Source organism: Streptomyces sp. NPDC019224 (assembly GCF_040632605.1).
Taxonomy (GTDB): domain Bacteria; phylum Actinomycetota; class Actinomycetes; order Streptomycetales; family Streptomycetaceae; genus Streptomyces.
In genome coordinates this window covers 1-13,503 of sequence record NZ_JBEYCF010000003.1, presented here as the reverse complement: position 1 = coordinate 13,503, position 13,503 = coordinate 1, and the positions used below count along the sequence as shown (strand labels likewise).

Annotated in this window: 12 protein-coding genes; 10 read left to right on the top strand and 2 right to left on the bottom strand. The window is 73.1% G+C overall.

The features are described from left to right. The first annotated feature begins 85 nt into the window (after nt 1–85). From ABZ564_RS02720 to ABZ564_RS02705, 4 genes are all read left to right on the top strand, one after another. Nucleotides 86–709: a GntR family transcriptional regulator gene (locus ABZ564_RS02720; RefSeq protein ID WP_360848338.1), complete on the top strand. Its 624-nt coding sequence runs from the start codon at nt 86–88 to the stop codon at nt 707–709. A 266-nt stretch (nt 710–975) separates the two neighbouring features. After that, nucleotides 976–3,645 carry a pyruvate dehydrogenase (acetyl-transferring), homodimeric type gene (aceE, locus tag ABZ564_RS02715; RefSeq protein WP_360848335.1) on the top strand — a complete coding sequence of 890 codons (2,670 nt, stop codon included), beginning with the start codon at nt 976–978 and terminating at the stop codon, nt 3,643–3,645. A gap of 76 nt (nt 3,646–3,721) precedes the next feature. Then, a complete protein-coding gene (locus ABZ564_RS02710; protein WP_360848332.1) occupies nt 3,722–4,702 on the top strand; it encodes a WYL domain-containing protein in 981 nt (326 codons plus the stop codon). A 61-nt stretch (nt 4,703–4,763) separates the two neighbouring features. Beyond that, entirely contained in the window at nt 4,764–5,285 is a 522-nt protein-coding gene (locus ABZ564_RS02705; RefSeq protein WP_360848874.1) for a DUF4240 domain-containing protein, read from the top strand. A 12-nt stretch (nt 5,286–5,297) separates the two neighbouring features. Here ABZ564_RS02705 and ABZ564_RS02700 read toward each other — a convergent pair whose 3' ends face one another. Continuing rightward, nucleotides 5,298–5,825 (bottom strand): GNAT family N-acetyltransferase, encoded by a 528-nt coding sequence (locus ABZ564_RS02700; protein WP_360848329.1) that lies wholly within the window; start codon nt 5,823–5,825, stop codon nt 5,298–5,300. A 56-nt stretch (nt 5,826–5,881) separates the two neighbouring features. On the opposite strand from ABZ564_RS02700, the gene ABZ564_RS02695 reads away from it, so the two are divergent. Together ABZ564_RS02695 and ABZ564_RS02690 are read left to right on the top strand one after the other, a co-directional pair. Then, nucleotides 5,882–6,781: a TIGR01777 family oxidoreductase gene (locus ABZ564_RS02695; RefSeq protein ID WP_360848326.1), complete on the top strand. Its 900-nt coding sequence runs from the start codon at nt 5,882–5,884 to the stop codon at nt 6,779–6,781. A gap of 181 nt (nt 6,782–6,962) precedes the next feature. Then, nucleotides 6,963–8,309 carry an NAD(P)/FAD-dependent oxidoreductase gene (locus ABZ564_RS02690; RefSeq protein WP_360848323.1) on the top strand — a complete coding sequence of 449 codons (1,347 nt, stop codon included), beginning with the start codon at nt 6,963–6,965 and terminating at the stop codon, nt 8,307–8,309. A 44-nt stretch (nt 8,310–8,353) separates the two neighbouring features. Here ABZ564_RS02690 and ABZ564_RS02685 read toward each other — a convergent pair whose 3' ends face one another. Next, a complete protein-coding gene (locus tag ABZ564_RS02685) occupies nt 8,354–9,958 on the bottom strand; it encodes a regulator (protein WP_360848320.1) in 1,605 nt (534 codons plus the stop codon). Between the two features lie 274 nt (nt 9,959–10,232). Here ABZ564_RS02685 and lipB point away from each other — a divergent pair, with 274 nt between their 5' ends. The 4 genes from lipB (at nt 10,233) to ABZ564_RS02665 (ending at nt 13,389) form a co-directional block, all read left to right on the top strand. Beyond that, nucleotides 10,233–11,045 carry a lipoyl(octanoyl) transferase LipB gene (gene lipB, locus ABZ564_RS02680; RefSeq protein WP_360848317.1) on the top strand — a complete coding sequence of 271 codons (813 nt, stop codon included), beginning with the start codon at nt 10,233–10,235 and terminating at the stop codon, nt 11,043–11,045. Between the two features lie 159 nt (nt 11,046–11,204). Beyond that, entirely contained in the window at nt 11,205–12,140 is a 936-nt protein-coding gene (gene lipA, locus ABZ564_RS02675) for a lipoyl synthase (RefSeq protein WP_360848871.1), read from the top strand. Between the two features lie 303 nt (nt 12,141–12,443). After that, nucleotides 12,444–12,659 carry a hypothetical protein gene (locus ABZ564_RS02670; protein ID WP_360848314.1) on the top strand — a complete coding sequence of 72 codons (216 nt, stop codon included), beginning with the start codon at nt 12,444–12,446 and terminating at the stop codon, nt 12,657–12,659. A 10-nt stretch (nt 12,660–12,669) separates the two neighbouring features. Continuing rightward, nucleotides 12,670–13,389, top strand: coding sequence for a DUF4191 domain-containing protein (locus ABZ564_RS02665; protein ID WP_360848311.1), 720 nt, complete (start codon nt 12,670–12,672; stop codon nt 13,387–13,389). Nucleotides 13,390–13,503 lie beyond the last annotated feature (114 nt).

The following is a 13,503-nucleotide window of genomic DNA, read 5'->3' as shown; positions in this document are numbered from 1 at the left end:
GCGCCGCCGTATTGTCTAGACACCACCGGTCGCCCCGGCCACCGTGCCCGGTGCAGGCGTACCGGTCTGTCCGAAGGAGCCCGTCATGACCCCGCCCGTCGTCCACTCGCTGCGCGAACAGATCCGCGAGCACATCGTGGAGGGGATCGTCAGCGGGCGCTGGAAGCCGGGCGAGCGGATCGTGGAGCGGCGCATCGCCACCGAGCTGGAGGTCAGCCAGACGCCCGTGCGCGAGGCGCTGCGGGAGCTGGAGACGCTGCGGCTGATCGAGTCGGCGCCCAACAAGGGCGTCCGGGTCCGCAACCTCACCGCCGCGGACCTGGAGGAGAGCTACCCCGTACGGGCGGGCCTGGAGCAGATCGCGGCCGAGCTGGCGGCCCCCGGGCTCGGCGAGGACTGCTCGCTGCTGGCGCCGCACGTGGCGGCGCTGTACGAGGCGGACCGGCGGGCGGACGGCGAGGCCCAGGTCAGGCACACGGTCGGTTTCCACCGCGAGCTGGTGCGGGCGGCGGGCAACGCGGTACTGCTGCACACCTGGGAGGGGCTCGGCATCGAGGTGTTCACGGCGCTGTCGATCCGCTGGCTGGGGACGGTGCAGAAGTCGTACGCCGAGGAGCACGAGGCACTCATCGACGCGTTCCTGCGCAAGGACCCGGACATCGGCACACTGGTCAAGGCTCACGTCCTGGGGTGCGCGCCGCGCGCCTGAGCACGATTCCGGTCACCGCACATCTGTCGCCAGGATCGCTCACCTGTGCAAGGTGACGCCCGTTTTGACGGTTAAATCCCGTCACTCGGTGCCCCGTTTCATGGCACCGCATGCCACTTTCTTCATATCGAGAAGTTTTCCCTTTCATCCTTTGATCGATCATCGATCGGCGATTTACAGTTCACTCCGCGGGCCCACCGGCCCCATCGCCCTGTCCTGCCAGTCAGGGACTTCTCCACCCCCCTCCTCACCGGAAGGCGGCGATCATGACCGACCCCGTAGGAAAGCTTCCGAGCGAGCTCGACCAGCTCCCGGACCGCGACCCGGAGGAGACCGCTGAATGGGCGGCCTCCCTGGACGCCGTCACCAAGGCCGCGGGCCCGCACCGTGCCGCGTACCTGATGCGGCGCTCGCTCCAGCACGCCGAGGGCGCCGGTCTCGCGCTGCCCAAGCTGCTGGAGACCGACTATGTCAACTCCATCCCGACCGCCGCGGAGCCCGACTTCGCCGGTGACCTGGAGATGGAGTCGAAGATCACCGCGTGGAACCGCTGGAACGCGGCCGCGATGGTCACCCGCGGCGCGCGCTTCGGCGTCGGCGGCCACATCGCCACCTTCGCCTCGGCCGCCTGGCTGTACGAGACCGGCTTCAACCACTTCTTCCGCGGCAAGGAGGGGGACGGCTCCGGCGACCAGCTGTACGTGCAGGGCCACGCCTCCCCCGGCATCTACGCCCGCGCCTTCCTCGACGGCCGGCTCAGCGAGCAGCAGCTCGACAACTTCCGCCAGGAGGCGGGCGGCAACGGTCTGCCCTCCTACCCGCACCCGCGGCGGCTGCCCTGGCTGTGGGAGTTCCCCACCGTCTCGATGGGTCTCGGCCCGCTCTCGGCGATCTACCAGGCGCGCTTCAACCGCTACCTCGCCAACCGCAACATCAAGGACACGTCGAACTCGCACGTCTGGGCCTTCCTGGGCGACGGCGAGATGGACGAGCCCGAGTCGACCGCCGCCCTCGCGCTGGCGGCCCGCGAGAAGCTCGACAACCTGACCTTCGTCATCAACTGCAACCTGCAGCGCCTCGACGGTCCGGTCCGCGCCAACTTCCGCGTCGTGCAGGAGCTGGAGGGCGCCTTCCGCGGCGCCGGCTGGAACGTCATCAAGACGCTCTGGGGCAACGCCTGGGACGAGCTGTTCCAGCTCGACACCACAGGCGCGCTGGTCCGCCGGCTCCGCGAGGTCCCGGACGCGCAGTTCCAGACGTACGCCACCCGCGACGTCGCGTACATCCGCGAGCACTTCTTCGGCGCCGAGCCCGCGCTCGCCGAGCTGGCGAAGCTGCTCACGGACGCGAAGATCGCCGAGTGCTTCTACACCTCCCGCGGCGGCCACGAGGCCCGCAAGGTGTACGCGGCGTACCGCGCGGCCGTCGAGCACAAGGGCGCGCCGACCGTGATCCTCGCCCAGACGGTGAAGGGCTACACGCTCGGCAAGGGCTTCGAGTCCAAGAACGCCAACCACCAGATGAAGAAGCTGTCGATCGACGAGTTCAAGAGCATGCGCGAGCTGCTCGGCCTCCCGATCCCGGACAGCGCCTTCGCCGACGGCCTGGTGCCCTACGCCCACCCGGGCGCCGACTCCCCCGAGGTCCGCTACCTCCAGGAGCGCCGCGCAGCCCTCGGCGGCCCCGCCCCGGCCCGCCGGGTGCACGCGGTGGCGCTGCCCGAGCCCGAGGAGCGCGCGTTCGCGGCGCTGAAGAAGGGCTCCGGCAAGCAGGAGATGGCCACCACCATGGCCTTCGTCCGCCTGGTCAAGGACCTGATGCGGGACAAGCAGACCGGCAGGCGCTGGGTGCCGATCGTCCCGGACGAGGCCCGCACCTTCGGCATGGAGTCGCTGTTCCCCTCGGCCGGCATCTACTCGCCGCTGGGCCAGACGTACGAGCCGGTCGACCGCGACCAGCTGATGTACTACAAGGAGGCCAAGGACGGCCAGATCCTCAACGAGGGGATCACCGAGGCCGGGTCCATGGCCGACTTCATCGCCGCCTCGACGTCGTACGCGACGCACGGCGAGGCGATGATCCCGTTCTACATCTTCTACTCGATGTTCGGCTGGCAGCGGACCGGCGACCAGATGTGGCAGCTCGCCGACCAGCTCGGCAAGGGCTTCATCGTCGGCGCGACCGCCGGCCGTACGACCCTGACGGGCGAGGGCCTGCAGCACGCGGACGGCCACTCGCACCTGATCGCGGCCACGAACCCGGCGTCGCTCAACTACGACCCGGCGTTCGCCTACGAGATCGCGGTCATCGTCAAGGACGGTCTGCGGCGGATGTACGGCCCCGACGCCGAGGACGTCTTCTACTACCTGACGGTCTACAACGAGCCGAAGCAGCAGCCCGCGATGCCGGAAGGCGTCGAGGAGGGCATCGTCAAGGGCCTGTACCGCTTCAAGGAGGGCACGCCCGCCACGGCGGACGCCCCGCGCGCCCAGCTGCTGGCCTCCGGTACGGCGATCCACTGGGCCCTGGAGGCCCAGGAGCTGCTGGCCGCCGAGTGGGGTGTCACGGCCGACGTCTGGTCCGCCACCTCCTGGGGCGAGCTGCGCCGCGAGGCGCTGGAGTGCGACGAGGCGCTGCTCCGCGGTGAGCAGCGGGTGCCGTACGTGACGCAGGTGCTGGAGGGCGCACCGGGTCCGGTCGTCGCGGTCAGCGACTGGATGCGCGCGGTGCCGGACCAGATCAGCCAGTGGGTCGAGCAGGACTGGACCTCGCTCGGCACGGACGGCTTCGGTCTCTCCGACACCCGTGACGCGGCCCGCCGCCACTTCGGCGTCGACGCCCAGTCCGTCGTGGTCGCGACGCTGGCCCAGCTGGCCCGCCGCGGCGAGGTGCCCGCGACGGCCGTCAAGGAGGCCCGGGACCGGTACGGTCTCTGAGCGTGATCAGGCCCGTCCGGCTCGAGGTTCCGTCCTCGATCGCCGGACGGGCTTGTTCTTTGGCCACAATGGCCGCATGCGCGCTGCCCGGCTGATCCGAATGGTGCTGCTCCTGCAGGCCCGCCCCGGCATGACCGCCGCCGAGCTCTCCCGGGAGCTGGAGGTGTCCGAACGGACCGTCACCCGGGACGCCCAGGCCCTCTCCGAGGCCGGGATCCCGGTGTACGCGGAGCGGGGCCGGGCCGGCGGCTACCGGCTCGTCGGCGGCTACCGCACCGGCCTGACCGGGCTCGCCCGTGACGAGGCCGAGGCGCTGTTCCTGTCCGGCCTGCCCTCGGCGCTGCGCGAGATGGGGCTCGCGGACGCCGCGTCCGCCGCCCGGCTCAAGGTCTCGGCGGCCCTGACCCCCGCGCTGCGGGACGCCCCGGCCGGGGCCGGCCGGCGCTTCCACCTGGACGCGCCCGGGTGGTACCAGGAGCCGGTCACCCCCGGGCTGCTGCCCGTCGTGGCCGACGCCGTGTGGCGCGACCGCACGGTCCTCGCCCGCTACCGCAGGGCCGGCCGGGACATCGGCGCGGAACGGGAGCTGGCCCCGTACGGCCTCGTCCTGAAGGCGGGCGTCTGGTACCTCTGCGCCCGCGCGGGCGAGGACGTCCGGGTGTACCGCGTCGACCGGTTCACCGCCGTGACCGTCACGGACACCCCTTTCGTCCGGGACGAGGGTTTCGACCTGCCCGGCTTCTGGGAGGAGCGCTCCGCCGCGTTCGCCCGCTCCCTGCTGCGTACGGAGGTGACGCTGCGGCTCTCGGAGACGGCCGTGCGGAGACTGCCGCACCTCACGGACCGGGCCGCCGCCGCGGAGGCGCTGGAGGCGGCCGGACCGCCCGGTGCCGACGGCCGGGTCACGGTCACCCTGCCGGTCGAGTCCCTGGAGGTCGCCTACGGCCAGCTGCTGGGGCTCGGGCCGGAGTTGGAGGTCCTGGAGCCGGCCGCCCTGCGGGAGAGGTTCGCGAGGGCCGCCGCCCGCCTGCACGCCCTCTACGGGGGCGCTCCCTGACGGCTTCGTATCGATGTCTGGGCGTGCGTCGGCCGCCCCCAGGGCAGATGCTGGACCCGTGATGGACGAGACCGAGTTCTGGGAGCTGATCGACAGCACGCGCGAGGCCGCCGACGGCGACCCCGAGGACCATGCCGACCTGCTGGTCGAACGGCTGGTGGAGCTCGACCCCGAAGCCGTGCTGGACTTCGCCCGGCACTTCGAGGCCCGCTTCAACCGCGCCTACCGCTGGGACCTGTGGGGCGCCGCCGCCGTGCTGCTCGGCGGCGCGGACGACGACGCCTTCGACTACTTCCGCTGCTGGCTGATCGGCCGGGGCCGGGAGGTCTTCGAGGGCGCCGTGCACGACCCGGACAGCCTGGCCGAGCTGCTCGACTCCTTCGACGAGGAGCTGGACGGCGACGGCGAGGAGCTGGGGTACGCGGCCGACGAGGCGTACGAACAGCTCACCGGCGTCGTCGCCCCGGACCTCGGGCTGCCGCCGCAGGCCGGTGAACCGGAGGGCACCCCGCTGGACCCGGACGACGACGCGGCCCTCGCGGCCCGGCTGCCCGCGCTCTGGGAGCGGTTCGGCCCGGAATGAGGCCCGCGCTCCTCACGGGGCGAGCGAACGGCCCATCATCACGTCGTCCACGTACCGCCCGTTCAGGAAGAACTCGCCCGGCAGCACGCCCTCGACGGTGAAGCCCTCCGCCTCGTACAGCGCGCGGGCGGGCGCGTTGTGGCCGAGGACCCGCAGGGTGATCCGGTTCGCCCCCTCGCCGCGTGCCGCGACGCAGGCCGCCCGGACCAGGGCGCGTCCGACGCCCCGGCCACGCGCCCAGTGGGCCACGGCGAGGCCCTGGATCTGCCGGACATGCGCGTTGCAGGCCAACGGGGTGGGCGGCACCACGCGTATGTAACCGGCCGGCACCCGCTCCCCCGCCTCGTTCGCCGCTTCCGCCACCAGGATGTCCCGGGGCGGGTGCCGCTCGTCGAAGAACGGCGCGTACGGCGGCTGCGGGCGCGGCTGGACCGCGTGCAGCGTCGACCAGGTGGCGCGGTCCAGCTCGCCGAGCGCGGGCTCGTCCGCGAGAACGGCGCGGCGGACGACGGGGGCTTCGGGTACGGCGGATTCGGTCATGGCCGCCACTGTGCCACGACCGTGTACGCCGGCCCGGGTGGGGCAGGATGGGTGCCATGCCGCACTCCCGTATCGCCGTCACCGGATCGACCGGACTCATCGGAGCGGCGCTGGTGCGCTCGCTGCGGGCCGACGGGCACGAGGTGGTCCGCCTGGTGCGCCGCCCCGCGCGGGACGGCGACGAGGTGGAGTGGGATCCGAAGCGCGAGTACGTGGACGTGGCCGGCCTGGTGGGCTGCGACGCGGTCGTCCACCTCGCCGGGGCCGGGGTCGGCGACCACCGCTGGACCGAGGCGTACAAGAAGGAGATCCGGGACAGCCGGGTGCTGGGCACCGCCGCGATCGCGGACGCCGTCGCCTCGCTCGACACCCCGCCCGCCGTGCTGCTTTCCGGTTCCGCGATCGGCTTCTACGGGGACACCGGGGACCGTCCGGTCGACGAGGACACCCCGCCCGGTGACGGGTTCCTGCCGTCGGTGTGCGTGGAGTGGGAGGAGGCCACCGCGGCGGCCGAGGAGGCCGGGGTGCGTACGGTGCACGCCCGCACCGGTCTGGTGGTCGCCCGGGAGGGCGGCGCCTGGGGTCGGCTCTTCCCGCTGTTCCGGGCGGGGCTCGGCGGCCGGCTGGGCGACGGGCGGCAGTACTGGAGTTTCATCGCGCTGCACGACCACATCGCGGCGCTGCGGCACATCCTGGACACCCCGGAGCTGTCCGGACCGGTCAACCTGACCGGTCCCTCGCCCGTCACCAACGCCGAGGTGACCGCCGCGATGGGCCGCGTGCTGCGGCGGCCGGCCCTTTTCCCGGTGCCCGCACCGGCGCTGCGGATCGCGTTGGGCGAGTTCGCCGGGGACGTGCTGGGCAGTCAGCGGGTGCTGCCCGCACGGCTGCTGGACTCCGGCTTCTCGTTCGCCTTCCCCGGCATCGACGCCGCCGTCCGCGCGGCCCTGCGCTGATCGTCCCGCCCCCGCCGACGCACCGTTCGGACGGGTGTGCGACCCCGTGCATCGGTGCACCGGTCCGCGCGCGCCTGCGCACGCTCGGGCGGCCCTCCTAGCCTCCTGACGAACTCACGCATTCCGGTGGGCTGTTGAGGGCATGAGCCCCCCACCACTTGCGCCGAATCGGGGAGGGCACGTGCTCAGCACGGCACACCACGCGGACGTCGTCATCATCGGGGCCGGGATCGCCGGCCTGTCGGCGGCCCACCGACTGACCAGCGCCGGGGTCAGTGTCAGCGTCCTGGAGGCCGGTCCCGGCGTCGGCGGCCGGATGGCCACCGACGAGGTGGACGGCTTCCGGCTGGACCGCGTCGGCCCGCTGCTCAACACCGCGTATCCGGAGCTCCGCACCACGCCGGGGCTCGACGGACTCGTCCTGCGCGCCTTCGATCCCGGGGTCCTCGTCCACAGCGAGGGCCGCCGCACCCGGACCGGGGAGATCCGCGGCGCACAGGGCGCACGCAGCGCACGGGGCGCGTTCAAGGCGGCGCGCGCCCTCGCGAGCGCCCCCCGGCCGCCCCGGGCGGGCGCCCTCACCGGAGCCGTGGGCGGCGCGATCGACCACGCCCGGCTCGGCGTGGCGCTGGCCCGCCTCGCCGCCACACCCCCGGCCCGCCTCCTCGCCCGGCCCGAACGCGCCGCGCTCGACGCCCTCTCCGGCCGCCTGTCCGCCCGTACGCTCAACGGCTTCGTACGCCCCCTGCTCACCGCACTGCTCGGCGACCCGGGCCTCACCACCTCCAGCCGGTGCGCCGACCTCGCCCTGCGCACGTACGCGAGCGGCCGGCTGTGCGTACCGGAAGGCGGTGCGGCCACGCTGCCCGCGCTCCTCGCCGCTTCCCTGCCGCCCGGCACCGTACGCACCGGAGTGCACGTCACCTCCGCCGGCATCACCTCCGTACGCACCAAGGAACACGGCGAACTGGGCTGCCGCTCCCTGCTGGTGGCCACCGGCGCGGGTGCCGCCGCCGAACTGCTGCCGGGCCTGCGCCTGCCGTCCTTCCACCCCGTGACGGTGCTCCACCACACCGCCCCCGCTCCCCCGCCCACCGGTGCCTCGCTCCTCCTGGACGCCGACCGGTCGGGCCCCGTGTCCCACACCGCCGTGATGAGCGCGGTCGACCCGGCCCGCGCCCCGCACGGCCGGACCCTGATCAGTTCCACGGTGCTCGGCACCCCGCCCGACGACCTGGACCGCGCGGTCCGCGCCCACCTGGCCGTCCTCTACGGCATGCCCACCGACGACTGGGAGCTGCTGGCCGCCCACCACGACCCCGAGGCGGTGCCCGCGATGCCCGCCCCGCACGACCCGCACCGGCCCGTCCGGCTCCTCGCGGGCCTCTACGTGTGCGGCGACCACCGCGACACCGGCACCGTCCAGGGCGCGCTGGCCTCGGGCCACCGCGCCGCCGCCTCGATCCTCGACGACCTCGGCGTACGCCGGGCCACCGGGGACGCACCGGCACTCCCCGAGGCGGCCTGAGGGCTTGGCGCCCGTCCGGGCGGGCCCCGGGGGCAAAGGCCGGCTCAGCCCAGCGCGGCCACCCGCTCGCGATAGCCGCGGACGGCAGCGGCGTCCCGGAAGGGCTCCAGCCGCCGCTCGAAGTCCCGCACGTACTCCGTGGCGCGCACCGAGCGCATCTCGGCCGCCTGCTGGGCGGCCTCCGCCCCCAGCCGGCACGCCTGGTCCAGCTCTCCGAGCCCGAGCCGGGCGGACGCCAGCACCACCCGGCAGAACAGCCTGCTCCGGGCGTACGCGGGGGCGCGCAACTGGAGCGCGCGCTCCGCGTACTGCGCGGCGGCCCGGTACTGCTGGAGGTCGCGGTGGCAGTGCCCGAACTCGTCGGCGAGCTGCGCCTCGTCGAAGTGGCGCGCCCAGTGCGGCACCTCGTCACCGGGCCGGGCGGCCTCCAGCGCGTGTTCCGCCCGCGCCAGCGAGGCCGTGCACGTCTTGGCGTCCCCGAGCACCGCGTGCCCGCGCGCCTCCACCGCGTGCAGCATGGCCATGACGGTGTGCGGCGCGGCCGAGCCGATGCCCTGCTGGGCCACCCGGGCCAGCTGGACCGCTTCCCGGCCGTGCGTGAGGTAGACCGCCTGACGGCTCATGGTGATCAGCACGTAACTGCCGTAGGCCCGGTCGCCCGCCGCCTGCGAGAGCCGCAGCGCCTGCACGAAATAGCGCTGTGCGAGGCCGTGCGCCGCGATGTCGTAGGAGGTCCAGCCGGCCAGCCTGGTCAGATCGGCGGCGGCCGCGAACAGCCGCCGGCCGGTCGCCTCCCCGTACGTGCCGCGCAGCATCGGCTCCGTCTCGTGCTCCAGGTACCGCACGAGGGCCTGCCGGGCGTGGCCGCCGCCGTAGGCGTGGTCGAGGGTACGGAAGAGCTCGGCGACCGAACGCAGCGCGGCGACGTCCCCCTCGCCGACCCGCAGCCCCGACCCCCGCTCGGACTGCCGCTGCCGGGGCACCCCGGCGGCGGCCGGGGCCCCGGGCGGCGCGGTCGCCCCGCCGGGCCGCGACGGGCCGGGCCCCCGCACGCTGTGCCGCCCGCCCGGGGCCCCGGCCTGCTCGGGCATGGCGGGGAGGGTGCCGTGCGCCGCGTACGAGGAGGGGCCGGCGGGGATCTGGGCGCCGGCCGGGTGCCTCGCGGCGCCGGCCCTGACCGGTCCGCCCGGGGCGGGCCTGCCGACCCACTCGTCCGCCCGGCCGATCAGCCAGTCCCGGCTGGGGACGACGAGACCGGCCGGGGTGAAGGCGATCTTCCGCAGCTCGGTGTGGCTGCCGGAGTCCTTGCGCCACAGCCCGCTGACGATGTCGACCGCCTCGGCCGGGGTGGCGGCGAACTCCAGGCCCGCGTAGACCGGGGCGCAGGCGTCCAGGCCCAGGTCCTGGGCGGAGAGCCGGCGGCCGAGGCGCCGGGTGAAGACCTCGGCGATCAGGGCGGGGGTGGTGCCCCGGGGCTGCTGGCCGCGCAGCCAGCGGGTCACGGAGGTCTTGTCGTACCGCAGGTCGAGGCCGTGTTCGAGGCCGAGCTGGTCCACCCGGCGGGCGAGACCGGCGTTGGAGAAACCGGCCTCGGTGATGAGCGCGGCGAGCCGCCGGTTGGGCGTGCGCTGCGGAGGTCGTTCCGACATCAGCTGTGGGATCTCCTGCCTTCGGGGCCGGGCGGGCAGCCCTCAGGGCCTCCTCTGACGAACGGCGCGAATTTAGCTGCCTGCGGGGCGGACACAGCCCCCTTCGCTCCACATTCATCCGATCGTGTGAGGATTGTGGGCGGCGCTGACAGGAAGACCTGCCGGGCCCCCGCGTCGGCGCCGGTCGTAAAGTGGCCGGGGCGCGATTCGTGCAGGGTGACGCGGTACCGGGGGACCCCGGGACCACGGCGCCGCGAGGAGAGAGGCTGCTGCCGTGACTGAGCTCCGGTTCGTCCGCATGGGATTCGGCGAGAACGCCGTCGACTACCGGGAGGCCTGGCAGAAGCAGCGCGAGGTGCACGCGGCACGGTTCGAGGACACCGTCCCCGACACCTGCCTGCTCCTGGAACACCCGCCCGTCTACACGGCGGGCAGGCGCACGGAGGACAGCGAGCGCCCCCTCGACGGCACCCCCGTCATCGACGTGGACCGCGGCGGCAAGATCACCTGGCACGGCCCCGGCCAGCTCGTCGGCTACCCGATCCAGAAGCTCCCGCGCCCCGTGGACGTCGTCGCCCATGTGCGCCGGCTGGAGGAGGCGCTGATCCGCACCGCCGCCGAGTTCGGCGTCGAGACCACCCGGGTCGAGGGCCGCAGCGGCGTCTGGGTCCTGGGCGACCCCGTCGAACAGCGCCCCGCCCCCGGCGGCCTCACGCTCGACTTCGACCCGCGCCTGCAGGACGACGAGTTCGACCCCCGGCTCAACGGCCCGGAGTACGCCCCCTCCAACGCCGGCCAGCGCCGCGAGGACCGCAAGCTCGCCGCGATCGGCATCCGCGTCGCCAAGGGCGTCACCATGCACGGCTTCTCGTTCAACGTGAACCCCGACAACACCTGGTTCGACCGGATCGTCCCCTGCGGCATCCGGGACGCCGGCGTCACCTCGCTCAGCTACGAACTCGGCCGCGACGTCACCATCGACGAGGTCCTCCCCGTCGTCGAGAAGCACCTGCGGGACATCCTGGAGAACGCCGAACTCGCCCCCCGTGCGATCGGGCGCACCGAGGACGCCGTGGCCACGGCATGACCCACGGAACACGCCCCCGGGAATAGGCCCCACCTGCCCCAGGTTGGGCAGACGTAAAGCCGAATGAACTACGGGCGTACCCTGGTGTTCGCCGAAGAATCCAATGCAGTGAAAGCAAAGGGGAGTGCCGGAGTGTCTGTCGCACCTGACGGGCGCAAGATGCTGCGCCTTGAGGTCCGGAACAGCCAGACCCCCATCGAGCGCAAGCCCGAGTGGATCAAGACCCGGGCGAAGATGGGCCCCGAGTACAACCAGCTGCAGAAACTCGTCAAGAGCGAGGGCCTGCACACGGTGTGCCAGGAGGCCGGCTGCCCCAACATCTTCGAGTGCTGGGAGGACCGCGAGGCCACGTTCCTCATCGGCGGCGACCAGTGCACCCGGCGCTGTGACTTCTGCCAGATCGACACGGGCAAGCCGCAGGCGCTGGACCGGGACGAGCCCCGCCGCGTCGGCGAGTCCGTCGTCACCATGGACCTGAACTACGCCACCATCACCGGCGTCGCCCGCGACGACCTGGAGGACGGCGGCGCCTGGCTGTACGCGGAGACCGTGCGCCAGATCCACGCGCTCACCGCGGACCGGGAGGCCGGCCGCACCAAGGTCGAGCTGCTGATCCCCGACTTCAACGCCGAGCCCGGGCAGCTCGCGGAGGTCTTCTCCTCGCGCCCCGAGGTGCTGGCGCACAACGTGGAGACGGTGCCGCGCATCTTCAAGCGCATCCGCCCGGGCTTCCGCTACGAGCGGTCCCTGGAGGTCATCACCCGCGCCCGCGAGGCCGGCCTGGTGACCAAGTCGAACCTGATCCTCGGTATGGGCGAGACCCGCGAAGAGGTCAGCGAGGCGCTCCAGGACCTGTACGACGCCGGCTGCGAGCTCATCACCATCACGCAGTACCTGCGGCCGTCGGTGCGCCACCACCCCGTCGAGCGCTGGGTGAAGCCCCACGAGTTCGTCGAGCTGAAGGACGAGGCCGACGCCATCGGTTACTCGGGCGTCATGTCCGGACCGCTCGTCCGCTCCTCGTACCGCGCGGGCCGGCTGTTCCAGCAGGCGATGGACCGGCGCGAGGCGCAGGTGCCGGCGCCGTCCGCGTGACGCGGTCCGGGTGAATCCCACGCGAGCGGCCGCCCACGGGTGACGCCCGCCCCGACGCGGTCCGTCCGCTCCCCGCAGGTCCGAGAGGCCACCGGGGCGCGGACGGACCGCGTCGGCGTGCGCGGCGCCCGCATCAAGGTTTCATTGGTGTTTGACCGACCGGTCATGCGCTGGTAACACCGAACAGTGACCCTGGATGAAAGCGCAGCGCGGTGTCGCGGTGACTCCGACCGCCACCGCCTCCCCTGCGCCCCGTCTCCAGTCCGCGCAGCACACGCACATCGTTCCGAGGGGACTTCCACGATGCAGGCCGCGCCGGTACGCGCCACCGTCATCCCGTCCGTCACCGATGCCCTCCGCGCCGTCGAGTCGCTGCTGCTCGGCGGCGGCCAGCGCACCGCCCGCCGCAACGCCTGGACGGCCGTCCTGGAGGACCGCCGCCGGGCCAGGGACCGGGCCGAGTCCTACCACCTGCTGGAACGGGAGGCCGTGGCCGCCCGCCGTTCACGGGCCACGTAAACTTCATTGCATGGCGAGGAAGGCAAACACCACTGAAGGCGCGGACAGCGCCGAGAACGCGGGGCGGCTCAAGCAGATCGCTCTGACCTACAAGATGACCAAGCGGACCGACTCCAAGATCGGTCTTGTGGTCGCGGGTGTGGGAATCGTCACCTTCGGTGTCATCCTCGCGATCGGTTTCCTGATCGATCACCCGATCTACCTGGGCATCCTGGGCTTCGTGCTCGCCCTCCTCGCGATGGCGATCGTCTTCGGACGCCGCGCCGAGCGCGCCGCCTTCGGGCAGATGGAGGGCCAGCCGGGCGCCGCGGCCGCGGTGCTGGACCGTGTGGGCCGCGGCTGGACGACGACCCCGGCGGTCGCGATGAACCGCAGCCAGGACGTGGTCCACCGCGCCGTGGGCAAGGCGGGCATCGTGCTGGTCGCCGAGGGCAACCCGAACCGGGTGAAGAGCCTCCTCGCGGCCGAGAAGAAGAAGATGGCCCGCATCGTGGTCGACGTCCCCGTCCACGACATCATCGTCGGCAACGGCGAGGGCCAGGTGCCCCTGAAGAAGGTCCGCACCAAGATGCTGAAGATGCCCCGCGTCCTGACCGGTCCCCAGGTCACGGCCGCCAACGACCGTCTCCGCGCGATGGGCGACCTCATGAGCAACATGCCCCTCCCGAAGGGGCCCATCCCCGGCCGCGGCGGCGCCGGCCGCCCGCCGCGCGGCGGCAAGATGCGCTGACCGGACCGCGTTCGAAGCGCGAAGAGGGCGGGCCGTGAACCACGTGGTTTAAAGCCCCCCCCCGAACCGCGGAGAGAGGCCGCGGAGCCGCCCGTAGGGGAAGAAAGGCGGGAG